Annotated in this window: 27 protein-coding genes; 13 read left to right on the forward strand and 14 right to left on the reverse strand. The window is 66.1% G+C overall.

The window, feature by feature from the left end; genetic code table 11:
• Positions 1-58: 58 nt before the first annotated feature.
• The 10 genes from flhC to fliE form a co-directional block, all read right to left on the reverse strand.
• Positions 59-667: a flagellar transcriptional regulator FlhC gene (gene flhC / locus GOQ09_RS21200; protein WP_157615452.1), complete on the reverse strand. Its 609-nt coding sequence runs from the start codon at positions 665-667 to the stop codon at positions 59-61.
• A complete protein-coding gene (gene flhD / locus GOQ09_RS21205) occupies positions 664-1,002 on the reverse strand; it encodes a flagellar transcriptional regulator FlhD (protein WP_207309883.1) in 339 nt (112 codons plus the stop codon). The genes flhC and flhD overlap by 4 nt, the downstream gene beginning before the upstream one ends.
• A gap of 193 nt (positions 1,003-1,195) precedes the next feature.
• A complete protein-coding gene (locus GOQ09_RS21210) occupies positions 1,196-1,498 on the reverse strand; it encodes an EscU/YscU/HrcU family type III secretion system export apparatus switch protein (RefSeq protein WP_157615454.1) in 303 nt (100 codons plus the stop codon).
• Positions 1,495-2,826 (reverse strand): flagellar hook-length control protein FliK, encoded by a 1,332-nt coding sequence (locus tag GOQ09_RS21215; RefSeq protein ID WP_157615456.1) that lies wholly within the window; start codon positions 2,824-2,826, stop codon positions 1,495-1,497. The genes GOQ09_RS21210 and GOQ09_RS21215 overlap by 4 nt, the downstream gene beginning before the upstream one ends.
• A 24-nt stretch (positions 2,827-2,850) precedes the next feature.
• The gene (locus tag GOQ09_RS21220; protein WP_242630901.1) at positions 2,851-3,180 is read right to left on the reverse strand and encodes a flagellar protein FliT; all 330 of its coding nucleotides are present in this window, start codon (positions 3,178-3,180) and stop codon (positions 2,851-2,853) included.
• A 19-nt stretch (positions 3,181-3,199) separates the two neighbouring features.
• A complete protein-coding gene (gene fliS / locus GOQ09_RS21225; protein ID WP_157615458.1) occupies positions 3,200-3,622 on the reverse strand; it encodes a flagellar export chaperone FliS in 423 nt (140 codons plus the stop codon).
• A gap of 17 nt (positions 3,623-3,639) precedes the next feature.
• Complete coding sequence (gene fliD / locus GOQ09_RS21230; protein WP_157615460.1) at positions 3,640-5,091, reverse strand: flagellar filament capping protein FliD; 1,452 nt, start codon at positions 5,089-5,091, stop codon at positions 3,640-3,642.
• A gap of 57 nt (positions 5,092-5,148) precedes the next feature.
• The gene (locus GOQ09_RS21235) at positions 5,149-5,505 is read right to left on the reverse strand and encodes a flagellar protein FlaG (RefSeq protein WP_157615462.1); all 357 of its coding nucleotides are present in this window, start codon (positions 5,503-5,505) and stop codon (positions 5,149-5,151) included.
• Positions 5,506-5,624: 119 nt separating this feature from the next.
• Positions 5,625-6,911: a FliC/FljB family flagellin gene (locus tag GOQ09_RS21240; RefSeq protein WP_157615463.1), complete on the reverse strand. Its 1,287-nt coding sequence runs from the start codon at positions 6,909-6,911 to the stop codon at positions 5,625-5,627.
• Between the two features lie 166 nt (positions 6,912-7,077).
• Entirely contained in the window at positions 7,078-7,395 is a 318-nt protein-coding gene (gene fliE / locus GOQ09_RS21245; protein ID WP_157615465.1) for a flagellar hook-basal body complex protein FliE, read from the reverse strand.
• Positions 7,396-7,746: 351 nt separating this feature from the next.
• On the opposite strand from fliE, the gene fliF reads away from it, so the two are divergent.
• The 13 genes from fliF to fliR all read left to right on the forward strand — a co-directional run bounded on the left by fliF (position 7,747) and on the right by fliR (position 19,022).
• Entirely contained in the window at positions 7,747-9,459 is a 1,713-nt protein-coding gene (gene fliF / locus GOQ09_RS21250) for a flagellar basal-body MS-ring/collar protein FliF (RefSeq protein ID WP_157615467.1), read from the forward strand.
• Complete coding sequence (fliG, locus tag GOQ09_RS21255) at positions 9,456-10,451, forward strand: flagellar motor switch protein FliG (protein WP_157615469.1); 996 nt, start codon at positions 9,456-9,458, stop codon at positions 10,449-10,451. Before fliF ends, fliG begins: the two co-directional genes overlap by 4 nt.
• Before the next feature lie 56 nt (positions 10,452-10,507).
• Positions 10,508-11,251 carry a flagellar assembly protein FliH gene (gene fliH, locus GOQ09_RS21260; RefSeq protein ID WP_242630902.1) on the forward strand — a complete coding sequence of 248 codons (744 nt, stop codon included), beginning with the start codon at positions 10,508-10,510 and terminating at the stop codon, positions 11,249-11,251.
• Between the two features lie 5 nt (positions 11,252-11,256).
• Complete coding sequence (fliI, locus tag GOQ09_RS21265; protein ID WP_157615470.1) at positions 11,257-12,702, forward strand: flagellar protein export ATPase FliI; 1,446 nt, start codon at positions 11,257-11,259, stop codon at positions 12,700-12,702.
• Positions 12,703-12,725: 23 nt separating this feature from the next.
• Positions 12,726-13,181: a flagellar export protein FliJ gene (gene fliJ, locus GOQ09_RS21270; protein ID WP_157615472.1), complete on the forward strand. Its 456-nt coding sequence runs from the start codon at positions 12,726-12,728 to the stop codon at positions 13,179-13,181.
• A gap of 20 nt (positions 13,182-13,201) precedes the next feature.
• On the forward strand, positions 13,202-14,581 hold the full coding sequence (locus GOQ09_RS21275; protein WP_157615474.1) for a flagellar hook-length control protein FliK: 1,380 nt from the start codon (positions 13,202-13,204) through the stop codon (positions 14,579-14,581).
• 176 nt (positions 14,582-14,757) lie between these two features.
• Positions 14,758-15,180 carry a flagellar basal body-associated FliL family protein gene (locus tag GOQ09_RS21280; protein WP_242630903.1) on the forward strand — a complete coding sequence of 141 codons (423 nt, stop codon included), beginning with the start codon at positions 14,758-14,760 and terminating at the stop codon, positions 15,178-15,180.
• Positions 15,181-15,203: 23 nt separating this feature from the next.
• Positions 15,204-16,205, forward strand: a complete 1,002-nt coding sequence (fliM, locus tag GOQ09_RS21285; protein ID WP_126748335.1) for a flagellar motor switch protein FliM — start codon at positions 15,204-15,206, stop codon at positions 16,203-16,205.
• Positions 16,198-16,671, forward strand: a complete 474-nt coding sequence (gene fliN, locus GOQ09_RS21290; protein ID WP_157615478.1) for a flagellar motor switch protein FliN — start codon at positions 16,198-16,200, stop codon at positions 16,669-16,671. Before fliM ends, fliN begins: the two co-directional genes overlap by 8 nt.
• Positions 16,668-17,177 (forward strand): flagellar biosynthetic protein FliO, encoded by a 510-nt coding sequence (gene fliO / locus GOQ09_RS21295; RefSeq protein WP_157615480.1) that lies wholly within the window; start codon positions 16,668-16,670, stop codon positions 17,175-17,177. Before fliN ends, fliO begins: the two co-directional genes overlap by 4 nt.
• Positions 17,178-17,242: 65 nt before the next feature.
• Entirely contained in the window at positions 17,243-17,935 is a 693-nt protein-coding gene (gene fliP, locus GOQ09_RS21300) for a flagellar type III secretion system pore protein FliP (RefSeq protein ID WP_242631146.1), read from the forward strand.
• A 9-nt stretch (positions 17,936-17,944) separates the two neighbouring features.
• Positions 17,945-18,214: a flagellar biosynthesis protein FliQ gene (fliQ, locus tag GOQ09_RS21305; protein WP_157615484.1), complete on the forward strand. Its 270-nt coding sequence runs from the start codon at positions 17,945-17,947 to the stop codon at positions 18,212-18,214.
• 13 nt (positions 18,215-18,227) lie between these two features.
• Positions 18,228-19,022: a flagellar biosynthetic protein FliR gene (fliR, locus tag GOQ09_RS21310; protein ID WP_157615486.1), complete on the forward strand. Its 795-nt coding sequence runs from the start codon at positions 18,228-18,230 to the stop codon at positions 19,020-19,022.
• A gap of 28 nt (positions 19,023-19,050) precedes the next feature.
• Here fliR and flgL read toward each other — a convergent pair whose 3' ends face one another.
• The 4 genes from flgL to GOQ09_RS21330 all read right to left on the reverse strand — a co-directional run bounded on the left by flgL (position 19,051) and on the right by GOQ09_RS21330 (position 26,195).
• Positions 19,051-20,262, reverse strand: a complete 1,212-nt coding sequence (flgL, locus tag GOQ09_RS21315) for a flagellar hook-associated protein FlgL (RefSeq protein ID WP_157615488.1) — start codon at positions 20,260-20,262, stop codon at positions 19,051-19,053.
• A gap of 41 nt (positions 20,263-20,303) precedes the next feature.
• Complete coding sequence (gene flgK / locus GOQ09_RS21320) at positions 20,304-22,262, reverse strand: flagellar hook-associated protein FlgK (RefSeq protein ID WP_157615490.1); 1,959 nt, start codon at positions 22,260-22,262, stop codon at positions 20,304-20,306.
• A 120-nt stretch (positions 22,263-22,382) separates the two neighbouring features.
• On the reverse strand, positions 22,383-24,440 hold the full coding sequence (locus tag GOQ09_RS21325) for a methyl-accepting chemotaxis protein (protein ID WP_207309884.1): 2,058 nt from the start codon (positions 24,438-24,440) through the stop codon (positions 22,383-22,385).
• A gap of 24 nt (positions 24,441-24,464) precedes the next feature.
• Entirely contained in the window at positions 24,465-26,195 is a 1,731-nt protein-coding gene (locus tag GOQ09_RS21330) for a methyl-accepting chemotaxis protein (RefSeq protein WP_157615492.1), read from the reverse strand.
• Positions 26,196-26,201 lie beyond the last annotated feature (6 nt).

A 26,201-nucleotide genomic window follows, 5' to 3' on the forward strand; every position in this document is an offset into this window, starting at 1 on the left:
TACTGCCCTTGAGGCGTCGATTCAAAAGCCTTGCCCGCGGGGGCAAGGTCCGCTTTTTTCAATGAAGCCCACCGCCGTCGAGCGCCGCTTCCACGGCCAGACCAATGCTTTCCATGCCCGGCACCGAGATCTCGCCGCCCGCAGCGCGCTTCGAACCGCGCGCCTTGCCTGCCCGCGACGGGGGGCGGCAGAGCACGCAGACGTACCCGCTCTTGTGGTCGTGCGCATGCGCCACGAACTGCCCCGCGCACCGGCAGCAGGTGCTCAGTTGCAGCATGTCGCTGTCGAAGAAGCGAACCATCGTGTATGCACGCGTGAAATCCAGAATTGGCTCGCTTTCCTGCGCTTCAATTTGCTGTAAATACAATTTGTAGCTTTTAATCAATACCCAAACCTTTTCTTCATCGGAATGGGTTTTCATGAATTGATACATGTTGTAAAACATTGACGAATGGATATTCGCCAACCACGTCATATACCAATCGGTTGAAAAAGGGAGCAACCCCTTGGGCGGAGAGACGCCCTTGATTTCCTTGTAGAGGCGGATCAACCGCTCGCGGCTCAAGCCCACTTCCGCCTCGAGGAACTGCAGGCGGGCGCCGAGGTGGATCAGCTGGATCGCCAGCTGGACTTCGCGCACTTCGCCAAGGACGCTCTTGGTACTCATACAGTTGCGGCTTCTTTTTGACCCTGCAGGTTTCGTGCAGACATCAGTATCGACATGTGCGCTTGTTGCAGCATCGTGTCCTTACCTTCGCCAACCACCGCCGACATCGAGGCATGCTCGTCGAGGCGGAAACTGCACAGCAGGAAGTTCGACGCCGCGAGCTTGACGATCTGCGCCAGCGACATGTTGGCCAGCATGTCGGCCAGTTCGCGGCTCACGCCCAGGCGAAACATCGCTGCCACACGGTCCTGCTTGACCAGCTTCTGCGCAAGCAACATGTAGGCGAGATTGATGTCACCGATCTCGCGGGAGATCTCGCCGTTGGCCACGTTCATCACAATATCCGTATCCAAAATTGCACTCCGTTCAGTCATGTCTTGAGTGAATTATTCCAACTATTTAACACTTTGTAACTTTCGATCACGGGGAAACTGTAAAGCGAGCTACAAGTACATGTAAGCTTTTGTTGCAACCACGTAACATGGTTTCCACCGATGAAATTAGTTCTCATTTGTTTTCGAAAGTTAATTACAAAGCATTAACTTTTTCAGCCCCTGCAGGACCCTGGTCGCCTTCGATCCCGTGGATCCACGCCATGACCTCTGCCACTGCCAGATAAAGCTGCGGCGGGATCTGCCGATCGAGGTCTACCTGCATCAGCAGCTTGATCAGGTCCGCCGAGGCGTGCACGTACACGCCGTTCTCCCGCGCCTGCCGCAGGATCGATTCCGCCGTCACCCCGTAACCCTTGGCCACCACCACCGGCGCCTTCGCCTGGTCCGCATACGAAAGAGCCACCGCGCTCGGGCGCGTATCGGTCGAAGCAGTCATTCGGCATGCTCCAGCGGGCTCATCGCCGTGATCTGCAGGTCTTGCAGACGCAATCCGGCGGCTTCGAGACGCGGCCCCAGTTCGCCGCTGTCATTGCGCAAGCGCGCAAGCGTTGCGCTCTCGCTCGCGGCAAGGCGGGCCTGAACGAGTTCACCCGTCAGGCTCAGCCGAAGATCAACGGCACCCAGCTTGGGCAGCGAGAGCGAAACGGTGGTCGACCAGCTGCGCGGGCGCTCCTTGCGCTCCTCGTTGCGTTGGTCTCCAGGCGCATCGGCGGGCTGGTCGGCTTCTTCGTGAATGGACCACTCCATCGGAACATTCGGCCATGCCTGCCCGCTCCAGCGGAAAACAGAAGTGGCCAGCAGATCGAGCTGCTGATGCACCAGCGCCACGGTTTGCGGATGAATCATTTCAGCCGGTGCGGCCACCGAAGCGGCCGTGCGAGCCGAAGAGACGGCGGCACTGCTCTCGCCGAGGCTGCGGCTGGCAAGGCGCTCGTCGGCAACCGTGCCCGCATCATTCGCATTGCCCCCAAAAACCGGAACCGCGGCCGAAGCCGCCGGAACACCCTGGCTCGTGTACACCGATGCCGGCGACGTCTGTGCCGGTGCACCTTGCGCAGCAGCCACGAGCTGTCCCAGGGCGGGCGCGCCCGGCAGAGGCTGGCTCGCCGCGGGAACGGATGCGCCCGCGGCGGCAACCGGTTGGCCAGCGGCGGGAACCGCCAAAAGCTGATCCGCGGCAGCGGGCCGGCCCGGAACTACCTGGGCGGGCTGGGGCTGTGCATGCGCCTGGGACGCTGGCTGCGCCATGCCGGCGTTGGCGGGCGTGGCTGCCTGCGTCAATCGCATTTGCGGCTCCTGCGCCAACTGCTGCACGGTGCGCAGGCCATTGGCAAATTCGACCAGATGCGATTCGTAGAACAGCCCGCTCCCGGCCACGGTCTGCGCCAGCGCGCCGGCGAGCACGGGCGCCGCGGGCGTCTGCGCCGAGGGCCACAGGGGCGCCGCGCCGCGCACCGGCTCGGCGTCGGCATGAAGATCGGCCAGCACGGCGCTGATGGCGCGGGCCGCCGCGGACCACTGGGTAGCCACCGAAGGCGGTGCATCGGCGGCGCGCGGTGCGCCGGCCGGCACCTTGGCCGGCAACACGGATTCGAGCAGTGAGTGGGACGGCAGCCGGACATCGTTCTTGACCTGCTGGACCTCGGCCACGGCGCCGGCGGGCAAGCTGGTGCCCACCTCGGTCTGCAGCGCAGCGAGCTCCGGCCGCAGTGCGGCGAGCTTCGTTGCGAGCGGCGCATCGGCGAGTCCGATCGATCTGTTCATTGCGTTGCCGTGCTCTCTTGCAGGTCAATACGGCGTGCCGTATGCCCTGCCGAGTTCGCTGCGCATCTGCAACTGGGCCATCTTGGACACCAGGTCCTCGAGTTGCGGCCGGACCATGTCGCACACGTCTTCCTGGTCGGAGTGGATGCAATCGATCAAGTTGCGCACCTGCTCCAGCTGCACGGGGTCCAGCGACACCTTGCCGATGGCCTTGAGCCGGTCGACCAGCGCCGCGCACCGGGCTTCGAGCTCGGCGAGCCGTTCCCATTCCTTGGCACGGGCGAGCGCCGCCATGAGCGACATGGTCGAGGCCAGCTCGCTGTAGCAATGGAGGACTTCGTTGCGGACCGGCATGGCCTGCGATTCCGGTGTTTCAGTTGTCGGCACTTGCACCGCCGACTTCGCGCCATGCGGACGCAATGTTTTCGAGAATTGCTTCGGCCTCGTCGAGCGCCTTCACGTCGTGGTGCAGGTTTGCATAGAGCAGCCGGCGAATCACGAAGTCGTAGAGCGCCGACAGGTTGGCCACCAGCTCGGCGCCCGCGGCACCTGCCGCCTTGGCATCCAGGCTGGCCTTCAGGCCGTTGTCGACGATGCTGATGGCCTTTGAGATCGCGTTGCCCTTGGCCACGGTGTCGCCGCTTGCCATGTGGTGCCGCGCCATGCCGATGGTGGTGACGACGCCGTCGAACAGCATGGCGATGAGCTGGTGCGGAGACGCACTCATGGCCTGGGTTTCCACGCCGACGCGTGCATACGCATTGGCACCGGCTCTGAAGTTGTGAGAGGTGTACATCGGTTGCTCCGCTGGAATTACTTGCTGCTGCTGCTTTGCATGCTCGCGAACTGCTGCGTGAGATAAGTGCTGGTGCTGCTCATCTGGCTCATCAGCAGGTCGAGCTGGGTGAACTGCGCGCGGTAGCGCTCCACCTTGGCATCCACGCGCATCTTCATGTCGGTGAACTGCTGGTCGAGTTGCTTGAGGGAGGCCGTCATGCCGTCCGAAGCCACCTTGAGCGCGCCGCCGGTGGAGGTGAGGTTGTCCACCACCGCGCTGATCTGCTTGCCGTAACCGGCGGTGCTGCCGGTTGCGCTGGAAAAGAGCCCCGCAACGCCCGAGAGATTGGTGCTGACGGCGGCCTTGAGCTTGGTCGAGTCGACCGCCATGGTGCCGTCCTTCTGGAACGTGACGCCGATTTCCGACAGCACCTTCAGGTCGGTCGGGCCGCCGGCCTGCGGCGTGGTGAGCGCCTGGCGAATGCGGGTCTGCAGGTTGCGCAGCGTCGAATCGCCGACCAGCGCGGCGCCGGTCTTCGAATCCTTGTCGTAGGTGGTCAAGGTGTTGGCCGTGGCCTGCAGGCTGTTGTAGGCCTTGACGAACTCGTTGATTGCCCCCTCCACCGTGGCGGTGTCGGGCTGCGTTGCAAGGTTGCTGGAGCCGGTCTTCAGCAGGTTCAGCGTGGTGCCCTGGATGGCCTCCTTCACCGTGTTGCTTGCGCTGGTCACGGCAATGCCGTTGACCGTGAGCTGCGCGTTCTGCGCGGCCACCGTCTGGCGCAGGTTCTGCGTACCCGCGGGGTCGTTGTTCAACAGGCTCTGCAGCGACGCATCGCCCGCCACCGAGATACGCATGCTCGATGCTTCGCCGGTTTGCGAAGACGTCAGCACCAGCCGGTGCGGCGTGCCGCTGCCGTCGTTCACGATGCTGGCCGAAACGCCGGCCTTGGCCGCGTTGATCGCGTCGCGAATGCCCTCCAGCGTGTTGTTGGTGCCGTCGATGGTGATCGGCACGGCGGTACGGCTCGCGTCCTTCGTGAAGCTCGCACCCGTGTAGGTTCCGGTTGCGGCATCGAGCGTGCCGCCGCCCACGGTGCCGAAGTCGATGGTGATGGTGCCGGTGCCGATGGCGATCTTGGCGTCCGCCCGCCCGCCCGCCACCAGGGACTGCGACTGCGCAAGCTTCGTCACGTCAACTGCGTAGGTGCCGGCCGTCGCCTTGCTGCCGGCCGATGCGGTCAACACCTCGGGCACGCTCGACGTGACCTTCGCGCCCTGGAACAGCGCGGGGTCGGACAGCTTCTTGGCCGCCGCCTGCAGCGTGCTGAGCGAATTCTGCAGCGTGCCGTAGGCCGAGAGCTTGCTCGTGTAGCTCACCTGCCGCTGCTGCAACAGCACGAGCGGCTGGCTCTCCGCCGTCTCGAGCTGCGTAAGCAAGGTGCTCAGGTCGAGCTTGGAGCCAACGCCAAGGCTGCTGATCGATGCCATGTTGAGATGTCCTGAAAACTACGGATAAGAGAAGAAGAAAAAGAAGAAGGGAACCCGTCAGGCTTCCTGGCTCACCAGCAGGCCGGGCGCCTTGCCCAGCACCTTGGCGATGCGCACCACTTCCTCCGAAGGAATCTGGCGGATGACTTCGCCGCTCGTGCGGTCGACCACCTTGACGATCATCTTGTCGGTGTCCTCGTCCAGCTCGAACTGCAGGCCGACCGAACGGCTCTGCAGCGAGGTGTTGATCTCGCGCACCGCCTGGGCAACCTGCGTGGGCGTTGCTTCCTCGACCACGGCCGCCGGCACTGCCGCCGACTCCGGGGAAGCGGACGCGGCTGCGCCGGCCGTCCGTTCGGAGAGCATCTGCATCCACCACTGGCCTTCTGCCGCCGGGGCTACGGGAATCGACATGATTTCCACCTTCTTGATTGCTTTCGCTGTCGTCTGCGGCCTGGCTGGAGCCAAGCCGCAGGGAACAGCGCAGGCGGAGCCGGGCTTGCACCCGGGCGCCTGCGCAATGCCTTACTGGATCAACGCAGGAGCGAGAGCACGCCTTGCGTGGTCTGGTTCGCCTGGGCCAGCACCGAGGTACCAGCTTGTTGCAGGATCTGAGCGCGGGTCATGTTCGACACTTCGACCGCGTAGTCGGCGTCTTCGATGCGCGAACGCGACGAAGACAGGTTGGTCACCGTGGTGCCGAGGTTGGCGATCGTGGAGTCGAAACGGTTCTGCACCGCACCCAGCGAGCTGCGCAGGTCGTCGACCATCTTCAGCGCTGCGTCGAGCTTCTTCATCGGGTCGACCGAAGCCGCACCGACGAACTCGGTCGTCTCGCCAGCGCCGCTCAGAACGAACGCGCCTGCGGCCGCTTGGTCCGTGGGAGTTGCGCCGCCGTTGGCCAAAGCACCGCCAACCACTGCGAAGTTGCGGCCTTGCACCGCGACATAGCCGGTTGCGGCACCAGCAGCGTCCACGCCGACCTTCACGAGCTGGTCAGCGAGCGCCACAGGGGCCGTCACACCGTTGTCGGTGTCGGTGAACGTGACGTCTGCCTTGTTCAACACGACGTTGCCAGTGGCGTCGTCGACCGAAGCGGCGTAGAAGTCGTCACCCGACTTGACCACGAAGTTGGCGGTTGCGGCGCCGGCGGAGTCCTTCACGTTGTGCAGGCTCAGCGAGCTGGCGTCCACACCCAGCGCAGTGGCGGCGGAGGACAGGTCGACAGCTTCGGGCGTGCCGTCCGTGTTGGTCTGCGTGATGGCAGCGCTCACGGGCAGGGCGTTGCTGCTGACCGAGAAGCCAGCCAGGCCGAGCGTCGACGAGTCGATCTGCTTGAGGTCGATCTTGATCGTTTCGCCGTCGTTGGCACCGACTTGCACGGTCAGCGGCTTGGCGCCGGCCGACAGAACCTTCACGCCGTTGAAATCGGTCTGTGCCGAGACACGGTCGATTTCGCTCATGCGCTGGGTGATTTCGTCCTGGATGGACTTCAGGTCGCTGGCCGAGTTGCTGCCGTTGGCGGCTTGCACTGCGAGCTCACGAACGCGCTGCAGGTTGTTGTTCACTTCCTTCAGTGCGCCTTCAGTCGTTTGCGCCAGCGAGATGCCGTCGTTGGCGTTGCGCTGGGCTTGCGACAGGCCCTTGATGTTGGCGGTGAAGCGGTTGGCAATGGCCTGGCCCGCTGCGTCGTCCTTGGCACCGTTGATGCGCAGGCCCGAAGACAGGCGCTGGATCGCGGTGTTCAGCGACGATTGCGACGCATTGAGGTTGTTCTGCGTGAGCAGCGAGAGACTGTTGGTGTTGATGACTTGCGCCATTTTCGACTCCTGATAGACAAAGGTTGTGGACTCCGGCCGTCCGGCCGCAACGCTGGACCCGCTCCCACTGTGAGACTCAAGCCATCGTTGGTTTAGTTATCGGCAGGGCTTTCCAAACATTTAGAGTCCGGCGCAAAAAAGTTGCGCTGCCCACAACCCACAGGGATCAGGCGGGCAGGTTCATCACTTCCTGGTATGCGGCCACCAGGCGGTTGCGCACCTGCAGGCCGGTCTGGAAAGCCACGTTGGCCTTCTGCAGGTCGACCATCACGTCGTTCAGCGCAACGCCCGGCTTGCCCATTTCGAAATCTTCGGCCTGGCCGTAGGCCTTGGTCTGCGCGGTGCTGATGTTGTCCAGCGAGCGGCGGAGCTCGGCGGCAAAACCTCCCGGCTCGGCCGCATCTGCGGCGGGCTGGGCAATGCCGGTCTGGAGCGAGGTGACCCGCATCTGCTGCAAAACGGACTCGATGGCGGCAATCGACATGGAATGCTTTCTCTCTCTTGTGTGAATTTGGGGGCGGACAAGGAAGCACCGGGGCGCCTCCGCGTGCTTTCAGCGTATCAGGGGATGCCCTTGGGACATGCCCCCAACTGACGGCAAAACCCCCAGTTGTTCGACCAATCGAATATGGCGCGCCTGCTGAGAATCAACGCCGATCCCCAAGCCCGCTGACGACACCACAGCCCACCGGCATGACTCCAGAACATCGAAGCCTCCAGCCCCTCACCATGACCCCGCGCCGCCCGGTGCTCCTGGCCGTGACCGGGGTACTCGCATGAGCCGCCGGGCCGCTCCCAAGGCGAATACCGCAGCCCGCAGGGCGGAGGTTTTCCAATGAGTTCGGCGGCGCCCGCGGGCGCCATGCCGTCGCCCGGTTCCGCATTTGCGGACCGCCTGCGCGCACAACCGAAACTGCCCCTGATCGTCGGCGCCGCCGCGATCGTCGCCGCCGCCGCCGCGTTCCTGCTCTGGAGCCGCGGTCCGGACTACGGCGTGCTCTATACCAATGTGTCCGACCGCGACGGCGGCGCCATCATTGCGTCGCTGCAGCAGATGAACGTGCCGTACAAGTTCGCCGAAGGCGGCGGCGCGATCCTGATCGCCAGCGACAAGGTGCCCGAAGTGCGCCTGAAGCTTGCCTCCCAGGGCTTGCCCAAGGGCGGCGGCGTCGGCTTCGAACTGCTGGACAACCAGAAGTTCGGCACCAGCCACTTCGCCGAACAGGTCAACTACCAGCGCGGCCTGGAAGGCGAGCTTGCGCGCTCCATCGAATCGATCGGCTCGGTCGAATCGGCGCGCATCCACCTGGCGCTGCCCAAGCCCTCGCTCTTCGTGCGCGACCAGAAGAAGCCTTCGGCCTCGGTGGTGCTCACGCTGCACCGCGGCCGCAGCATCGACGAAGGCCAGGTCAGCGCCATCGTGCACATGGTTTCGAGCAGCGTGCCCGAACTGAGCGCCAAGAGCGTGACCGTGGTCGACCAGCACGGCAACCTGCTGTCGGCCGCCAACGCCGGCGCGCGCGGGCTGGACGTGAGCCAACTCAAATATGCGCAGGAAATCGAGCAGGGCTACATCCGCCGCATCGAAGCCATCCTGCAGCCGATTCTTGGCGCAACCAACGTGCGTGCGCAGGTCGCCGCAGACATCGACTTCTCCGTGGTCGAGCGCACCGAAGAAAGCTACAAGCCGAACCAGGACCCCCGCAACGCGGCGATCCGCAGCCAGCAGTCGAGCGAATCGACGCAGCAAGGCGCCACGCCGCCGGGCGGCATTCCGGGTGCGCTGTCGAACCAGCCGCCGCAAACGCCGAACGCGCCCATCAGCGCGCCGCCGGCGCCCAATGCCACACCAGGTGCAGCGGGTGCACCTGGTGCAACGGCCGCGACGGGCACCGCAACCACCGCCGGCTCGGCGCCGGGCAGCGCGCGCAAGGATGTGACGACCAACTACGAGCTGGACCGCTCGATCCGCCACGTGCAGCAGGGCGCGGGCGGCGTCAAGCGGCTGTCGGTGGCGGTGGTGGTCAACCACCGCAGCGCGCCGGACGCGAGCGGCAAGCTCGTGCAGCGCGCGCTCACGCCGGCCGAGATCGAGCAGATCCGCAACCTGGCCAAGGAGGCAATGGGCTTCAGCCAGGAGCGCGGCGACTCGCTCAACGTGGTCAACAGCGCCTTCACCCGCGACGGCGAAGACGGCCAGGCCGGACCCGAGCTGCCCTTCTGGCGCGACCCGGCCAACCTGGGGCTTGCCAAGACGATCGGACAGTACGTGCTGCTCGCCTTCCTGGCCCTGTTCGCCTGGTTCGCGGTGCTGCGGCCGCTGCTGCGCAAGCACCTCGCGCCGCCGGCGCCCCCGGCCGCCGCTGCGCCAACCGGCTCCGCCGCCACCGCAGAGGCAGGCGGCGACGACGAAGCGAACGCATCGCGTGTCAGCGCAAGGGCGCGTGAGATCGAACGCCAGAAGGCCGACCTTGCCTACGCACACGAAACCGCTGACCAGGACCCGCGCCTGGTGGCCACGTTGATCAAGCATTGGATGAACACATGAGCGATGCCGGCACACGAAAAAGCGCGATCCTGCTGATGTCCCTCGGCGAGGACCGCGCGGCGGCCACGCTGGCCCACCTGCCCGCCACTGAAGTGCAGGCCCTGGGCGCGGCAATGGCCAAGCTGAGCCAGGTCTCCAAGGACGAGCTGGCGGCCGTGCTGGCCGAGTTCCGCATGGAGACCGAGCAGCTGTCCGCACTGCACCTGGGCTCGGGCAGCTACATCCGCGCGGTGCTGCGCAAGGCGCTCGGCGACGACCGCGCAAGCAACCTGCTCGAAGACATCCTCCAGCCCGAGCAGCCGCACGGCGGCATCGAGCGGCTGAACGACCTGGAAGCCGGTGAAGTGGTGGAGCTCATCCGCGACGAACACCCGCAGATCCTTGCCACGCTGCTGATCCACCTGGACCGCAAGAAGGCGTCGGAAGTGCTCGAGAAACTGCCGGAGCGCCTGCGCCACGACGTGATCCTGCGCGTGGCCACCTTCGGCGGCGTGCAGCCCGCCGCGCTGGCCGAGCTGACCGACGTGCTGACCGAAATGCTCTCGGGCGAAGGCCTGAAGCGCAGCCGCCTGGGCGGCGTGCGCACGGCGGCGGAAATCGTCAACCTGATGAACAGCGCGCAGGAAGAAGGCGCGATTGCCCATGTGCGCGAGCACGACGACGCGCTGGCCCAGCGCATTCTCGAAGAGATGTTCGTGTTCGAGAACCTGCTCGACCTGGAAGACCGCTTCATCCAGCGCCTGCTCAAGGACATCGAATCCGATTCGCTCATCGTGGCGCTCAAGGGCTCGGCACCCGAGCTGCGGGAGAAGTTCCTCAAGAACATGTCGCAGCGCGCCGCGGAAACGCTGCGCGAAGACATCGAACTGCGCGGCCCGGTGCGGGTGTCGCAGGTCGAGACCGAACAGAAGGCCATTCTCCAGGTGGTGCGCCGCCTGGCCGATGCCGGCGAAATCGTCATCTCCACGCCCGGCACCGATGACTTCGTCTGAAACCATGTTGCAAGTCCAATTTCGCGGTAAGCGCGGCAACGCGGGGAGTCGATGAGATGACGTTGGCCAACCAATCGTTTGCGTCCCGCGCTCGGCAGAGCACGCCGCCAGTGGCTGCAAGGCCCCGCCTTTCCGCCTGGCAGCGCTGGGAGATGAACTCGCTCGACGAAGACAGGCTCGCAGCGGGTGCGCCCGCCGAAGCAGCCGCGGCTCCCCGGGTAGACCCCGCAGCATTGGCTCGCGAAGCCGAGCTCGAGCGCCTGCGGCTGGAAGCGCGCGCCACCGGTGAGGCCGAAGGCCGCCGCGAAGGCTGGGCGCAGGGCCATGCCGAAGGCCATGCTGAAGGCTTGGCCGCGGGCTTGGCTGGTGCCAGCGCGCACGCCGAGCAACTGCGCGCGCTGGCCGCTGCGCTGCCCGCCGCGTTGCGCAGCGCTGAACGCGAACTGGCCGATGCCGTGACGGCGCTCGCATTCGATGTTGCGCGCCAGGTGATCCATCGCACGCTGCGCACCGAACCCGAGTGGGTGCTTGCGCTGGTGCAAGACCTGCTGCACGCCGAGCCCGCCCTGCAGGGCGAGCCGCGCCTGCTGCTGCACCCGGACGACCTGGCGCTGGTCAAGAACAGCCTCGGCAATGAACTGCAGGCCGCCGGCTGGCAAGTGCGCGCCGACGACACCCTGGCCCGCGGCGGCTGCCGAGTGCGCTCCGCAAGCGGCGAAGTGGACGCGAGCCTGCAAAACCGCTGGAAGCGCGTGATCGATGCGTTCTCGCCGAGCGGCAGCGACGCGGCGGAAGGCTGAAGACGATGTCCGCAACAGCACAAGCCGCAGCACCTTCCACGCCTGTCGCCAACCCGCACCTCAAGTCCTGGCTGGACACGCTCGCGCAAGCCCGCCAAGACGTCGGTCTTTGCTCGACCATTGCCACCTCGGGCCGGCTGACGCGCGCCGTCGGCCTGGTGCTGGAGGCCGTGGGCCTGCAGTTGCCGGTCGGCAGCGACTGCCTGATCGAATTGCCGCCCGGCTACCCGCAGCGCCATGCGGAGGCCGAAGTGGTCGGCTTTGCCGGCGACCGCCTGTTTCTCATGCCGCAAAGCGAAGTGGCCGGCCTGCTGCCGGGCGCCCGCGTGTTCGCGCGGCCCGGACCGGTGCAGGCAAGTGCCAGCGGCAGCTCGGGCGATGCGCATACCAAGCGGCTGCCGGTGGGCGAAGGCATGCTCGGCCGCGTGGTCGATGCCGCCGGCCGGCCGCTGGACGGGCTCGGCCCCCTCGACGTGAGCCGCCGCGTGCCGCTGAGCTCGCCGCCGATGAACCCGCTTGCGCGCGCGCCGATCGATTCGGTGCTCGACGTCGGCGTACGCGCCATCAACGCCATGCTCACGGTGGGCCGCGGCCAGCGCATGGGCCTGTTTGCAGGCTCCGGCGTGGGCAAGAGCGTGCTGCTGGGCATGATGGCGCGCTACACCAGCGCCGAGGTCATCGTGGTCGGCCTGATCGGCGAACGCGGCCGCGAGGTGAAGGATTTCATCGAGAACACGCTCGGCGAAGAGGGCCTGGCCCGCGCCGTGGTGGTGGCCGCACCGGCCGACAACTCGCCGCTGCTGCGCCTGCAGGGCGCGGCCTATGCCACCTGCCTGGCCGAATACTTTCGCGACCAGGGCCGCGACGTGCTGCTCATCATGGATTCGCTCACGCGCTATGCCATGGCGCAGCGCGAGATTGCGCTCGCCGTCGGCGAGCCGCCGGCCACCAAGGGCTATCCGCCCTCCGTGTTCGCCAAGCTGCCGGCGCTGGTCGAACGGGCCGGAAACGGATCGCGCGACGCCAATGGGCGGGGCGGCTCGATCACGGCGTTCTACACCGTGCTGTCCGAAGGCGACGACCAGCAAGACCCGATTGCCGACTCGGCGCGCGCCATCCTGGACGGGCACGTGGTGCTCTCGCGCACGCTCGCCGAGGCGGGCCACTACCCGGCCATCGACATCGAGGCGTCCATCAGCCGCGCGATGACCGCGCTGATCGAGCCTTCGCAGTTCGACACCGTGCGCCGCTTCAAGCAGGCGCTCTCGCGCTACCAGCGCAACCGCGACCTGATCAGCGTCGGCGCGTATGCGGCCGGCCACGATCCGCAGCTCGACCAGGCCATTGCGCTGTACCCGCGCATCGAGGCCTTCCTGCAGCAATCGATGGAAGAACGCTGCGACTACCAAACCTCGATCGCCCGCATGGGCGGCCTGTTCGAGCCTGCCTGAGCCACAACCACCACGGAGCCGCCATGCCGCACAAACTTCCGCTCGACACGCTCACCGACCTCGCCCGCAACAAGACCGACGATGCGGCGCGGCAGCTCGGCCTGCTGCAGAACGCGCAAGTCAGCGCCGCGCAGAAGCTGGAGCTGCTGCTGCAATACCGCCAGGACTACAGCGACCAGTTGCACGTGCTGATGCAGAACGGCCTGCCCTCGGCGCAGTGGCACAACTACCGCAACTTTCTCGGCACGCTTGACGGCGCCATCCAGCAGCAGCAGGCCATCGTCGCGCAGGCTGCCAGCCGGCTGGACATCGGCCGCAACGAATGGCAGCACCACAAGCGCCGCCTCAACTCCTTCGACGCGCTGGCCGAACGCATGCGTCGGCAAGAGCTCGTGGTCGGCGCCCGGCGCGAGCAACGCGACAGCGACGAACGCGCGGCACGCAAGTTCTTCGACCGCGCCTCCCGACCGACACCCTGACGTTTTCCTGAAGAACCGCCATGCCCACCTTCATCGCTCCTTCCTTCGCGCCGAATGCAGCCGGCGCTTCGGCCTCTTCGACGGCTTCCGGCCCGCGCGGTCGCAACGCCGAGGAGGCCGACGGCCGCAGCTTCAATGCGGTGCTTACCCGCTCGCGCGGCGCCGGCCAATCGCAGCAGGCCCAGGAAGATTCCGCGTCGCCCGCGCTCGAAGGCAAGGCACGGCAGAAACCCTCTCGCGCCGGCGACCGCAAGGACGACCTAACCATCGAGCTGCCGGTGGCATTTTTTGCACCGACCATGACCCCGTTGGCTTCATCGCCCGCGGCGGCCTCGGCGCTCCCGGGTGGCGCAACCGTGGCGGCCAACCTGCCGGAAGGCGCGCAAAGCCTCTCGACTGCCGAAGCAGCCGTTGCGGCCCTGCCCGCCGACGCTGCCGCGGCCGCACTGCCCGGCGATGCGACTGACGCCGAAGGGATCGAGGGCGAAACCCCGGCAACGGCCGCGCTGCCGCGCGATGCCCAAGCCCTGGCGTCGGAAATTGCACAGCCCAAGAACAAGGGCCGTGCCGAAACGGTCACCGTTCCGCCTGTTGACCAATTGCCGACAAGCCCAGCGCTGCCAGCGGCAGATGCCGCTGCAGCGGCGGGCATAGTGCCGGTCGCCGCCACGGCACCGTCCGGCGATGCGACCGCCGCCACCGTCACCGCAATTGCTTCTGAGGCGGCCAAGGCGGCTGCCGCTTCTCCGGCTGCCGACGAGGCGCTATCGGCATCAGCAGCCGCAATGCTCGCAGCCGACAAGCCCGACCTCGGCGCCGCAACGGGCAACTCAGCCGATCCGTTTACCCTGCCGCAAGGGATGACTTTCGCCACCGCCGCGGCCGACCGCGCAAACCTGCCCGCCAATGCCAGCCAGGCACCGGTACTGAACGTGGCGCCGCCCGTAGGCTCCGACGAATGGGGCCCGGCCCTCGGCCACCAGATGCTGCGCATGAACGCGGCCGGCGCGCAGGTTGCCGAACTGAACCTGAACCCGGCCGGCCTCGGCCCGCTGAAGGTAACGCTCTCGATGGGAGACAACCAGGCGCAGGCCATGTTCGTCTCGGCCCATGAAAGCGTGCGCAAGGCCGTGGAGGCGGCGCTGCCGCAATTGCGCGCGAGCCTTGCGGAACAAGGCATCAGCCTGGGCCAGGCCTCGGTGGGTGCGGAGGCGCATCGTTTTGCCGGCCAGGGCGGCGCCTTCGACCAGCAAGCCCAGCAGCAGCAGGGTTCGGCCCGGCAGCCGCAGTACCCGGCGCCCGGCCGGGCGGACGCCGCTGCCCTCGCCGAGCCGCTGCACGGCAGCCTGCCGCCCGCCGCACCGCGCACATCCGGCGCCGGCGTAGACACCTTCGCATGAGACGAACGCGGGATCTGAGGCCTTTTCCCGCGCTTGATCAGCCCTTCGTTTGCCGGGCACCTGGCAAAGAATAGTCCCAACCAGACATTGTTTTCGCAGTTTCAAATATGGCTACCAGTCCTTCTGCCGCACTCGCTCCCCCTGCGGCCGCGCCTCGCTCCTCGAAGCTGAAGATCGTGATTCCGGTCGCTGTGCTGGTCTGCATTCTTGCCGGCGGTGGCGGCTATTACCTGATGAGCCAGCGCGCTCCCGCCGAATCGGCCGCTCCGGCGCTCGTGCCCGACAAGCCGATCTTCGTGACGCTCGATCCCTTGACCGTGAACGTGCAGTCCGAAGGCCGCGCGCGCTTCCTGCACGTGGGCATGGCCCTCAAGGTGCGCAACGAGCAGGCCAAGGCGCATGTCGTCGAGTACATGCCCGAGGTGCGCAGCCGGCTTCTGCTGCTGCTGTCGAACCGCCCGCCCGAGTCGCTGGTGACCACCGAGGACAGGGCCCGGCTGGCCGAGGAAATCCGCCTCGAGCTGAGCCGCCCGCTGGCTGCAGGCTTTCCCCCGCAGGAGATCGGCAGCGTTTCCTTCAACACCTTCATGGTGCAGTAAATCTTTTTCCGGACCGGCGATTCATGGCCTATGAACAGGTGCTCTCCCAAGACGAAGTCGACGCGCTGCTGCAGGGCGTCACCGGAGGCAGCCCCGAGCAAAGCGAAGGCGCTGCCCCAAGGTCGGACGGCCTGCCGGTGTACGACCTCGGCGCGCCCGACCGCGTGGTGCGCAGCCGCATGCACACGCTGGAGGTCATCAACGAGCGCTTTGCCCGCCACCTGCGCAGCTCGCTGCTGAACTTCATGCGCCGCAGCCCCGACATTTCCGTCGGGCCGGTGCACATCCAGCAGTACGGCGAGTTCGTGCGGCACCTGCCGGTGCCCGCCAACATCAACATGCTGCACATGAAGCCGCTGCGCGGCACGGCCCTCTTCGTGTTCGATCCGAAGCTGGTGTTCCTGGTGGTCGACAACCTCTTTGGCAGCGACGGGCGCTATCACGTGCGTGTCGAGGGGCGCGACTTCACGCGCACCGAGCAGCGCATCATCAAGCGCCTGCTGAACCTCACGCTGCAGTGCTATGCAGACGCCTGGCAGCCGGTGTTTCCGCTGAGCTTCGACTATGTGCGCGCCGAAATGCACGGCAAGCTGGCCAATATCGTCGCGCCGAACGAGGTGGTGATCAACACCACGCTGCAGATCGAGTTCGGCCCCGTGGGCGGCTTCCTGCACGTGTGCATTCCCTATTCGATGATCGAGCCGATCCGCGACCTGCTTTCCAACCCGGTGCAGGACGAGATTGAGGTCGACAAGCGCTGGGTGCGGCAGATGTCGCAGCAGATGCAGAGCGCCGACGTGGAGCTCAGCGCCGAATTCATTACCTTGCCCTCGACCATCGGCGAGGTCCTCAAGCTGCAGGCGGGCGACGTGCTGCCCATTGAACTTCCCGAGTCGATCACCGCACGGGTGGACGGCATTCCGGTGATGGAGTGCGGCTACGGCGTATCGAACGAACGCTATGCCCTGCGCGTGCTGCAGATGATCTCCCACCAAGACAGCGATCTGAAGAACGAACATGACTGACAACACCCCATCCTCCAGCGATGCGGACGACTGGGCCAGCGCGCTGGCCGAGCAGACCGCGGCTTCCGCTCCCGCCCCCGCTCCTGCACCCGCCCCGGCACCTGCGCCGGCCCCTGCCTTTGCGCCCGCGCCCGCTGCCGCCCCCGCGGGCAGCCGCGTCTTCCAGCCGCTGCAGCCGGCACCGTCCGCTTCCGGTTCGCCGGTGGACGTGGAACGCATCCTCGATGTGCCGGTGCAGCTGACGGCCGAACTCGGCCGCACCCGCATCACCATCAAGAGCCTGCTGCAGCTGTCGCAGGGCTCGGTGGTGGAGCTGGACGGCCTGGCCGGCCAACCGCTGGACGTGCTGATCAACGGCTACCTGATTGCGCAAGGCGAAGTGGTCGTGGTGAACGAGAAGTACGGCATTCGCCTGACCGACATCGTCACGCCCTCCGAACGCATGCAGAAGCTCGGCCGGTCATGACCCTTCTTGCAAGGCCTGCCAGGCGGTTGCGGCGCGTTGCCGCATCGATTGCGGCCGCGGCATGCAGCCTGGCCGCGCACGCCGCCCATGCCGCACTGCCGACGGTGCCTTCGCCCGTCGAAACGGCCCCGGCGGTCGGCGCATCCAGCCTGCTGCAGGCCGGCTTCGGCATGTTCGCGGTGCTGGGCCTCATCTTCCTGTGCGCCTGGGCGGCGCGCCGCTTCGGACTGCAGCGCCTGGGCGGCGGCCAGTTCGTGAAGGTGGTTTCGAGCGCCATGGTCGGCCAGCGCGAACGCGTGGTGGTGGTAGAGGTTGGCGCCACCTGGCTGGTGCTGGGCGTTACATCGAGCCAGGTCAACACGCTGCATTCGATGCCGGCACAGGCGGTGCCCGCAACCCTGGGCGCAACGGCCTCCGTGCCGGATCCACGCCTTGCCGGCGCAGCAGGCCTCTTTGCTCAAAAACTGCGCGACTCCCTCGGACTCAGGCAGCGGCCGAACCCATGATTCGCATTGCTTCCCAACGGCGCTTTCGCAGCGTCGTGCTGACCCTGCTCGCCCTTGCGCTGCCGATGACGGCATGGACGCAGGGCCTGCCCGGCCTGACCAGCTCGCCCGGCCCTGGCGGCAGCCAGACCTGGTCGCTCAGCGTGCAGACGCTGGTGCTGCTCACCTCGCTCACGTTCTTGCCGGCGCTGCTGCTGAGCATGACGAGCTTCACCCGCATCCTCATCGTGCTGGGCCTGCTGCGCACCGCCATCGGCACGCAGTCTTCGCCGCCCAACCAGATTCTGGTGGGCCTGTCGCTCTTCCTGACTTTCTTCGTGATGTCGCCTGTGTTCGACAAGGTCTACAACGACGCCTACAAGCCGTTTTCCGAGAACAAGATTTCGGCGGAGAAGGCGCTGGAGAAAGGCATTGCGCCCTTCAAGTCCTTCATGCTCAAGCAGACCCGCGAGAACGACCTGGCCCTGTTCGCCAGGCTCGCGAAGATTCCCGACATGCAAGGGCCGGAAGAAGTGCCGCTGCGCATCCTGCTTCCCGCTTTTGTGATCAGCGAACTGAAAACGGCGTTCCAGATCGGCTTCACCATCTTCATACCGTTTCTCATCATCGACCTGGTGGTAGCCAGCGTGCTGATGTCCATGGGCATGATGATGGTGCCGCCCGCCTCCATTGCATTGCCGTTCAAGCTGATGCTGTTCGTCATGGCCGACGGCTGGCAGTTGCTGATCGGTGCGTTGGCCCAAAGCTTTTATCTTTAGAGGTCCGGAATGACACCCGAATCCGTCATGTCCCTGGGCAGCCAGGCAATCCACGTCTCCCTGCTGCTCGGCGCGCCCATGCTGCTGGTGGCGCTGGTGGTCGGCCTGATCATCAGCATCTTCCAGGCGGCCACGCAGATCAACGAAGCCACGCTGTCGTTCATTCCCAAGCTGCTGGCCGTGTGCGCGGTGCTGGTCATTGCCGGCCCGTGGATGCTGGCGCAGATGCTCGACTACATCCGCACGCTGTTCTCGAGCATTCCGCAGCTGGTAGCCTGAGGGCACGCGCGCGATGCCCGCCATCTTCTCCGTCACGTCGGCGGAGCTCACCGCCTGGCTGACGGCCTTTCTTTGGCCGTTCGTGCGCATGCTGGCACTGGTCAGCACCGCGCCGGTGTTCGGCGAGCCCGGTGTTTCGCGCCAGCTCAAGGTGGCCATTGCGGCCTTGCTGACCATTGCCATTGCGCCGACGCTCGGGCCCATGCCGCCGGTGCCGGTGGTTTCCGCCGGAGGCATCTGGATCATCCTGCAGCAGGTGCTCATCGGCGCCGCCATCGGCTTCACGATGCGCATGGTGTTTGCCGCCGTGCTGGCCGCGGGCGAATACATCGGCCTGCAGATGGGCCTTTCCTTCGCTTCATTTTTCGACCCGATGGCCGGCGGCGCGACGATGGTGGTCGCGCGGCTGATGCACATGCTGGCCATCCTGCTTTTTCTGGCGGTGGACGGCCATCTGCTGATGGTGGCCGGCCTGGCCGAAAGCTTCAGCACGCTGCCGATTGCCGATGCGCCATTGGCGGCACAAGGCTGGATGTTCCTGGTGCTGGGCGGCGGGCAGATCTTCATCAACGGCTTCATGCTGGCGCTGCCGCTGGTGACCGCGCTGCTCACGCTGAACCTTGCAATGGGCATTTTGAACCGGGCCTCGCCGCAGTTCAGCATTTTTGCGGTCGGCTTTCCGCTCACGCTGCTAGCGGGTATCGGCATGATGCATCTGCTCATGCCGCAGTTCGGCGCGTTCCTGGAGCCACGCTTTGCCGCGGGGCTTTCTTCGGTGCTCCAGCTCACGCAAACCTTGCGGCCCTGAGGGGCAGCCAAGGCCGCCCCGCTCTTCATCACAGATAGTTGAACAGCGCAATGCTGTGCAGCCGCGCAAAGGTCTGCTGCGTTGCCTTGAGCGAGGTTTCGCGCTGCAGGTATTCCGAAATGGCGCTGGCCGGGTCCAGGTCCACCAGTTCCGACAGGTAGCCCTTGTCGATCAGGAAGCGCGAGGCGCCGCCTGTGTTGAGCGCATCGATCTCGTTCATGCGCGAGCCGATCGACGAGGTGACCGTGAGCACGTTGTCGTGCGCGTTGGTGATCTTCACGTTGAAGGTGCTGAGTGCGTTGAGCAGCTCGGCCTGGGCCGCATCGCCGCCGCCGGCCAGCGGCTTCTTCAGTGCGGTGATCATGTCGCCGATGGCGGCGAACACGTCGGTGCCGGCATTGCGCGCCGTGGCCACCTGGAAGGTGTCGCCGTCGGCCGGGGTGCCGCTCATCTTGATCTGCAGGCCGCCGAACGAGATGGGTGTGTCGGGCACGTAGGGGCCCGATGCGGCGACCGCGGGCGGCGTGTCCTGCGTGGTGACGGTGTAGTTGCCGGCCGCGAAGCTGATCGTGAAGTCCTTGCCGTAGTTGGCGGCGGTCGCATCGGTCAGGCCCACCGGGCCGAACACGCCCGAGCCGGTGTTGGCTGCGCCGGCCGAGCTCACGTAGCCCGCACCGCCCTGCACCGACTGGAACACGCTGCGGCCGTCGTCGGTGGTCGACATCTGGCGCGACACGTCGATCTGCATGAGGCGCTGGCCCTGGTCGCCCATGTACTGGATGCCGCCGCTGGCGTCGGCCACGAAAGGCGGGCTGCCGCTCTTGAAGCCGGCAAACAGGAACTGGCCGTTGCCGTCGTCGGCGTTGGCCACGTTCACCAGCTGGTCCAGGTTGCTCTGCAGCGTGGTGGCCAGCGAGGCGCGGTCGGCGTCCGACAGCGTGCCGTTGCCTGCCTGCACGGCCAGCGTCTTCATGTTCTGCATGATCGAGGTGGCCGACTTCAGCGCGGTTTCCTCTTGCGAGAGAGAGAGCATCGCGCGGCTGCGGCTGCTGGCGTACTGGGCCGACTCGGCCATCGACTGGCTGACGCCCAGAGCGCGCGCAGCCGCTACCGGATCGTCGGCCGGGGTCAGGAACTTGGTGCCAGCGGCAAGCTGCTGCTGAATGCGGAACAGCTGCTGCTGCTGCGAACCCAGGGCGTTCATGCTCTGGGCGTAGAAGGATTGGGTGCTGATGCGCATCTCGACTCCTGAAATCTGTTCTGTAAAAAGCGAGGGCCGGATCAGCCGCGGATGCCCAGAATGGCGTCGAACATGGTCGATGCGGTCTGGATCACCTTGGCGTTGGCCTGGTACATCTGCTGGTACATCAGCAGGTTGGCGGTTTCCTCGTCCTGGTTCACGCCCGAAATCGAATCGCGGCTCGCGCGGATCTGGCCCGTCACGCTGTCTTGTGTCTGCGTTGCCACGCGGATCTCCATGGAGCGGTTGCCCACCTCGCTCACCAGCTTGGCGAAGGCGCCATTGAAGGTGGAGGTGCCGCCGTCCATGGCGTTCTTGCGCTGCAGCGCGCCGAGCTTGAGCGCATTGCTGCCGTCCGACACGCCGGCCACGTTCTTGCCGATGGTGAAGGTGTCGCCCTGCGCGGGTGCGCCCGTGAGCTTGACCTCGATGCCGTCGAAGCTGATGGCGGCACCCGCGGTGTAAGGCACGGCCGTGCCTGCAGCGTAGGTGGTGGAGGTGCCGTCGGCCAGCGTCACCGTGACGGGCGAGGTCGCCGGAAAGCCCGACAGCGTATTGCCGCCCGCGTCGTAGGCGAGCGTGACCGTTGCGGCGAGCGGCGCGGCCAGGTAGCCTGCGTTGACGACGGCGGGGCTCAGGGCGCCCGTGCCCTTGTTGCCGACCGTCTTGCCGGTGACGATCGGCGAGGCGGCGGCCACCTTGGCCGTTTCGCGCACCAGCACGTCCATGTCGCGCGCACCGGTGCGCGTGGGTTGCACCAGGAACGAGTCGCCCGCCTGCGCGGTGCCGCTGGCCACCGAGAGGCTCACGCCGTCGAAGCTGGCCGGGAACGCGGTGTAGTCGCCCATCACCTGCTTGTCGGACAGGCGCGTGACGGTGTAGGTGAGCGTGCCGGCCACGTCTTTCACCTGCACCGAATAGTCACTGGTCGAGAGCTGCGAGGTGTCGGTCACGCTGGCGCCGAGCACCATGTTGCCGGCGTTCTTTGCATGGGAGAACACGCCGGGCACGGCCTCGGAGAAGAAGTTCGTGCCAAGCGCGCCGTTCAGGTCCACGCCAAGCTTGTGCTGGTCGTTGAACTCGCTGGCCAAGGCCATTGCGAGGCGGCCGACGGCGTTCTGCGTGCTGGTGAGCGTTTCGGAACGGAACGCCAGCAGCCCGCCGAGCGAACCGCCGGTGAGCACGTTGTCGTTGAGTTCGGAGACCGTGCCGGTCAGGCCGACCAGTGCCATCGACTGGCGCGTGGGATCGGCGGCGGACTGCACGGACTGCATCTTTGCGGCGCGGTCGCCCAGCACCAGCGTCTGGCCGTTGCCGATGAAGACGTTGTACTGGCCGCTGTCCTGCTCCATCACCTTGACGTCGACGATCTTGCCGAGATCGCTCACCAGCTGGTCGCGCTGGTCCATCAGGTCGTTGGGCGGCTGGCCGCCGGCCATGGCGCTGAGCTGGCTGATCTGCTGGTTGAGGCTCGCGATCTGCGTGGCGTAGGTGTTGATCTTGGCGGCGCTGCCTTCGATCTGCTCGTTGACCGAGCTGTTCAGGTCGGTGAGGTACTGGTCGGTGGAGCGGAACTTGTTGGCCAGCGACTGCGCCGCGCTGATGAGCTGCTGGCGCGCGGCCGGGTCGGCCGGCGTGTTGGCCACGTCCTGCACGCTGGCGAAAAAGCTCTGCATCAGCGGTGTGAGGCCTGCGGTCTTGTCGGCCAGCAGCGAATCGATGCGGCTGATCTGCGAACCGTAGCTCGCAAGCGCCGCGCCCGCCGCCTCGGCGCCGTTGAGCTGGGCCGTCAGGTAGCGGTCGTAGCTGCGCTGCACCGTGGTCACGCGCGCGCCGTTGCCCACGAAGCCCGCGCCGGTGACCGTGCCGCCGAGCGAAGAGACCAGCGCCGTCTGGCGGTTGTAGCCGGTGGTGTACACGTTGGCCGTGTTGTGGGCCGTGGTCATGAGCGCGGTTCGCGCCACGCTCAGGCCCGAGAGGCCCGTATAGAACATCGACATGAGGCTTTACCTGTAAAACGTTTCTTTTGTTTGGACGGAAGGCGCCCGTTCGGGCACCTGTTGCTTGTTTATCGGCAGGACGCGTGAAAGTTGAAGGCCTTTCGCGCTTCGCGTTCAGGGCTAGGCGAGCGCCTGGTGCGTGGTGCCAAGCGCGCGGACTTCGCGGCGCGAGGCGCTCGGCGCCATCGATGCGGCGCGGACTTCGCTCAGAGAGGGCTCGAGCCGGAACACGCTCACGGCGCTCACCAGGCTGGCGGCCTGCTCCTGCATCGATTGGGCAGCCGCTGCCGCTTCTTCGACCAGCGCCGCGTTCTGCTGCGTCACCTGGTCCATCTGCGCAATGGCCTGGTTCACCTGCTCGATGCCGGTGCTCTGCTCCTGACTGGCGGCCGTGATCTCGCCGATGATGTCCGCCACGCGCTTGACGCCGCTCACGATCTCTTCCATCGTCTTGCCGGCTTCGCCGACCAGCGCACTGCCCACGTCGACCTTGCCGACGGAGTCGTCGATCAGGCCTTTGATCTCCTTGGCGGCCGCGGCCGAGCGCTGCGCCAGGCTTCTGACTTCGGACGCGACGACGGCAAAGCCCCTGCCCTGCTCGCCCGCACGCGCGGCTTCGACCGCGGCGTTCAGCGCCAGGATGTTGGTCTGGAACGCGATGCCGTCGATCACGCCGATGATGTCGACGATCTTCTTGGACGACGCATTGATCGATGCCATGGTGTCGACCACCTGGCCCACGACGTTGCCGCCCTTGATGGCCACTTCGGAGGCCGAGAGCGCGAGTTGGTTGGCTTGGCGGGCGTTGTCCGCGTTCTGCTTGACGGTGCTCGTGAGCTCTTCCATCGAGGCGGCCGTCTCTTCGAGCGAGCTGGCTTGCTCTTCGGTGCGCGAAGACAAATCTTGATTGCCTGCGGCGATCTGGCCCGAGGCGGTGGCGATGGCATCGGTGCCGGTGCGCACGCCGCCGACCACGTTGGCCAGCCCGGCGCGCATCGATTCGACGGCGCGCGTGATGACGCCAATCTCGTCCCGGCGGTTCGAGCTCAGCTGACGCGACAGATCGCCCTGTCCGATGGTCTGCACGTGCTCGCCCAACACACTGAGGGGCCGCACGGTCCGCCGGAGAAAGATGATCAGCGCCGCACCCAGTACCACCGCAGCCAGCGCAATGAAGCCGCCGAGCAGGGTCATCTCGCTGTAGAGCTCGGCCAGTACTTCCGAAGCGGGAACTTCCGCGACCACCAGCCAGCCGGTGGCTTCGCTCTTGCTCACGGATGCATAGTGCTTTTCTTGCTGCGCGGGCAGAAGCACCGCGGGCGCGTCGTCCAGCCACGTGGCGTCGTCGCTCTTCAGCCGGCCGATCCAATCCGCCAGTTCGGCGTCCTTGAGCCCCTCGGAAAGTTTTTTCCCGGCCGCGGTCGGGTGGAAGACGATGGTCGCCGCGGCGGGGTCGGCGCCCGGGTCGACGATATAGAGCCCGCCCGTATCGAAGATGCGGGTCTTGCCCACGGCTTCGCCGAAAGAAGCCTGCTGCTGCGAGATGTCCAGGCCGATGTAGAGCACCGCGACCACGTTGCCCGCGGCATCGCGCACCGGGTCGTAGACCGTGATGTAGGGCCGCCCGAACAGCGTGACGCGGCCGACGAACCGCTTGCCGGAGCGAAGCAACGCGTACGCGGCGCTCTTGCGGTCGAGCAGCGTGCCGATCGCGCGCTCGCCGTTTTCCTTCTTGACCGACGTGGCCACGCGGCGGAAGTCTTCGCCCTGGGCCACGAACACGGTGGCATTGGCGCCGGGAAAGTCGCGTGCGAACGCATCCACCTCTGCGGTGCTGCCTCCGTTGATTGCCACCCCGAAGCTGCTCACAACACCCTGCGCCGCATCTTCGACCGTGAAAGTGCCCGCAAACTGGCGCCGGAAAACGCCGTATGCGTTCTCCGCGGTCATCTGCATGGTGCGGTCGAAGATGTCCAGCGAGCGGGCGATGGCTTCGGCCTTGGCATTGGCGTACTGCGAGGCGCTGTGCTGCTGCTGCGCAGAGCCGGTGACGTAGAACACGCCCAGGAGAAACAACGTGACCGCAAAAATGGCAATGGTGACCCTGACGGTCAGCGTGCGCGCCAACGAGACAAAGGGGCGCTGTGGCTCGGACGAATCCGTGGCTGCTGCGTTCATCAGGGGCCTCCTGTCGAGGTGTGGTTAAAACTCGGTCCAGTCGCCCGCGGTGCCGCGGGCCAGGGCCAGGGGAGGTGTGGAGGCAATGGCCTCCTTCTTGCGCAAGTTCGCGAACGGCCGGGCAGGCGCCTCGGGCATGTGCGAAGGTTCGACGCGGGTGGCATGGTCACCATGCGCGCCAGCTTCGAGCCTGAACACGCTCACCGCCTCCACGAGGCTGGCGGCCTGCTCCTGCATCGACTGCGCTGCGGCCGCCGCTTCTTCGACCAAGGCCGCGTTCTGCTGCGTCACCTGGTCCATCTGCGCGATGGCCTGGTTCACCTGCTCGATGCCCGTGCTCTGCTCCTGGCTCGCGGCTGTGATCTCGCCGATGATGTCGGTCACGCGCTTCACACTGCCCACGATCTCTTCCATCGTCTTGCCGGCTTCGCCCACCAGGGTGCTGCCCACGTCGACCTTGCCCACGGAGTCGTCGATCAGGCCCTTGATTTCCTTGGCGGCTGCGCCCGAGCGCTGTGCCAGGCTGCGCACTTCTGCGGCCACCACGGCAAAGCCGCGGCCCTGCTCGCCGGCACGCGCAGCTTCCACCGCGGCGTTGAGCGCCAGGATGTTGGTCTGGAACGCGATGCCGTCGATCACGCCGATGATGTCGACGATCTTCTTGGACGAGGCATTGATCGAGGCCATGGTGTCAACCACCTGGCCGACGACGTTGCCGCCCTTGACGGCCACTTCGGAGGCCGAGAGCGCGAGTTGGTTGGCTTGGCGGGCGTTGTCGGCGTTCTGCTTGACGGTGCTCGTGAGTTCTTCCATCGAGGCAGCCGTCTGTTCGAGCGAGCTGGCTTGCTCTTCGGTGCGCGAAGACAAATCTTGATTACCTGCGGCAATCTGGCCCGAGGCGGTCGCAATGGCGTCGCTCGATGTCTTGATCCGCACGACGACGTCGGTCAACTGGTCCTGCATCCGTTTGATGGAGAACAACAGGCTGCCGCTGCGAGCCGTGCGGGCCTGCACGCTTTCCGTCAGGTCGCCGCTGGCGATGCGGCCGACCACATCGGCCGCGTAGCCTGGTTCGCCGCCCAGTTGGCCCGCCAGGAGCCGCGCCACCACCACACCGAGCCCCAGGCTGATGGCAACGCCGGCCAGTGCCAGCAGCAGCATCAGGAGCCGCGATTGCTTGAACGTGCCAGCGGCGTCTTCCATGCTGGCGCGAGCCTGCTGGTCGCTGAACGCAACCATGTTCTGCAGCACCTTTTCAAGAGCGCGCGATTCCTTCAGCAGCAACGCGCTTTCTTCGGGCACGTTGCCTTCGAATTGCGAGCTGTCCAGCGTCTGCCTCGCGATCAGGTCCGCGAAGTCGCCCAGGTGCTTCTTCAGCGGCGGCATCAGCTTCTGGTACTGCTCGTGGAGTTCGCGTCCCTCGGTTGTCTGCTCGAGCAGCGGCTTCACATCGGCCACATTGGACTCGAGCGCCGCCACGGCTTCCTTCAGTTCCTTGAAGCCGACGTTGCGCTCGCCCTTGGTGCCCGCCGACAGCAGGCCCATCTGCGCGCGGCTGGCATCGAGCAGTTGGATGTTGGCCGCCTGCACCGCCTTGATGGCGCGCAGATCTTTGTTGTAGAGGCTCTCGGTCGAGGCATTGATGCGCCCCATGTGGAAGATGCCCAGGCCGCTCACCCCCGCACCCACCGCCGCGACGACGAGAAAGCTGAGAACCAGCTTGATGGCGACAGGAAGCCCTTGGAACCATTTCATTTTTTC

Source organism: Variovorax paradoxus, assembly GCF_009755665.1.
GTDB classification, from domain to species: domain Bacteria; phylum Pseudomonadota; class Gammaproteobacteria; order Burkholderiales; family Burkholderiaceae_C; genus Variovorax; species Variovorax paradoxus_G.

Bases quoted from the DNA above. Each gene is read 5' to 3' on its own strand.
- GOQ09_RS21275 (WP_157615474.1), top strand. From the start codon at position 13,202: ATGCCCACCTTCATCGCTCCTTCCTTCGCGCCGAATGCAGCCGGCGCT.
- fliD (WP_157615460.1), bottom strand. From the start codon at position 5,091: ATGGCATCGATCAGCAGCCTTGGCGTTGGCTCCAAGCTCGACCTGAGC.
- fliR (WP_157615486.1), top strand. From the start codon at position 18,228: ATGCCCGCCATCTTCTCCGTCACGTCGGCGGAGCTCACCGCCTGGCTG.
- fliP (WP_242631146.1), top strand. From the start codon at position 17,243: ATGACGGCATGGACGCAGGGCCTGCCCGGCCTGACCAGCTCGCCCGGC.
- fliI (WP_157615470.1), top strand. From the start codon at position 11,257: ATGTCCGCAACAGCACAAGCCGCAGCACCTTCCACGCCTGTCGCCAAC.
- GOQ09_RS21240 (WP_157615463.1), bottom strand. From the start codon at position 6,911: ATGGCGCAAGTCATCAACACCAACAGTCTCTCGCTGCTCACGCAGAAC.
- GOQ09_RS21215 (WP_157615456.1), bottom strand. From the start codon at position 2,826: ATGAACAGATCGATCGGACTCGCCGATGCGCCGCTCGCAACGAAGCTC.
- flhC (WP_157615452.1), bottom strand. From the start codon at position 667: ATGAGTACCAAGAGCGTCCTTGGCGAAGTGCGCGAAGTCCAGCTGGCG.
- GOQ09_RS21210 (WP_157615454.1), bottom strand. From the start codon at position 1,498: ATGACTGCTTCGACCGATACGCGCCCGAGCGCGGTGGCTCTTTCGTAT.
- GOQ09_RS21235 (WP_157615462.1), bottom strand. From the start codon at position 5,505: ATGTCGATTCCCGTAGCCCCGGCGGCAGAAGGCCAGTGGTGGATGCAG.
- flgL (WP_157615488.1), bottom strand. From the start codon at position 20,262: ATGCGCATCAGCACCCAATCCTTCTACGCCCAGAGCATGAACGCCCTG.
- fliG (WP_157615469.1), top strand. From the start codon at position 9,456: ATGAGCGATGCCGGCACACGAAAAAGCGCGATCCTGCTGATGTCCCTC.
- fliS (WP_157615458.1), bottom strand. From the start codon at position 3,622: ATGTACACCTCTCACAACTTCAGAGCCGGTGCCAATGCGTATGCACGC.
- fliE (WP_157615465.1), bottom strand. From the start codon at position 7,395: ATGTCGATTGCCGCCATCGAGTCCGTTTTGCAGCAGATGCGGGTCACC.
- fliF (WP_157615467.1), top strand. From the start codon at position 7,747: ATGAGTTCGGCGGCGCCCGCGGGCGCCATGCCGTCGCCCGGTTCCGCA.
- fliN (WP_157615478.1), top strand. From the start codon at position 16,198: ATGACTGACAACACCCCATCCTCCAGCGATGCGGACGACTGGGCCAGC.
- fliM (WP_126748335.1), top strand. From the start codon at position 15,204: ATGGCCTATGAACAGGTGCTCTCCCAAGACGAAGTCGACGCGCTGCTG.
- flgK (WP_157615490.1), bottom strand. From the start codon at position 22,262: ATGTCGATGTTCTATACGGGCCTCTCGGGCCTGAGCGTGGCGCGAACC.
- GOQ09_RS21220 (WP_242630901.1), bottom strand. From the start codon at position 3,180: ATGCCGGTCCGCAACGAAGTCCTCCATTGCTACAGCGAGCTGGCCTCG.
- fliQ (WP_157615484.1), top strand. From the start codon at position 17,945: ATGACACCCGAATCCGTCATGTCCCTGGGCAGCCAGGCAATCCACGTC.
- fliJ (WP_157615472.1), top strand. From the start codon at position 12,726: ATGCCGCACAAACTTCCGCTCGACACGCTCACCGACCTCGCCCGCAAC.
- GOQ09_RS21325 (WP_207309884.1), bottom strand. From the start codon at position 24,440: ATGAACGCAGCAGCCACGGATTCGTCCGAGCCACAGCGCCCCTTTGTC.
- GOQ09_RS21330 (WP_157615492.1), bottom strand. From the start codon at position 26,195: ATGAAATGGTTCCAAGGGCTTCCTGTCGCCATCAAGCTGGTTCTCAGC.
- fliH (WP_242630902.1), top strand. From the start codon at position 10,508: ATGACGTTGGCCAACCAATCGTTTGCGTCCCGCGCTCGGCAGAGCACG.
- flhD (WP_207309883.1), bottom strand. From the start codon at position 1,002: ATGAACGTGGCCAACGGCGAGATCTCCCGCGAGATCGGTGACATCAAT.
- fliO (WP_157615480.1), top strand. From the start codon at position 16,668: ATGACCCTTCTTGCAAGGCCTGCCAGGCGGTTGCGGCGCGTTGCCGCA.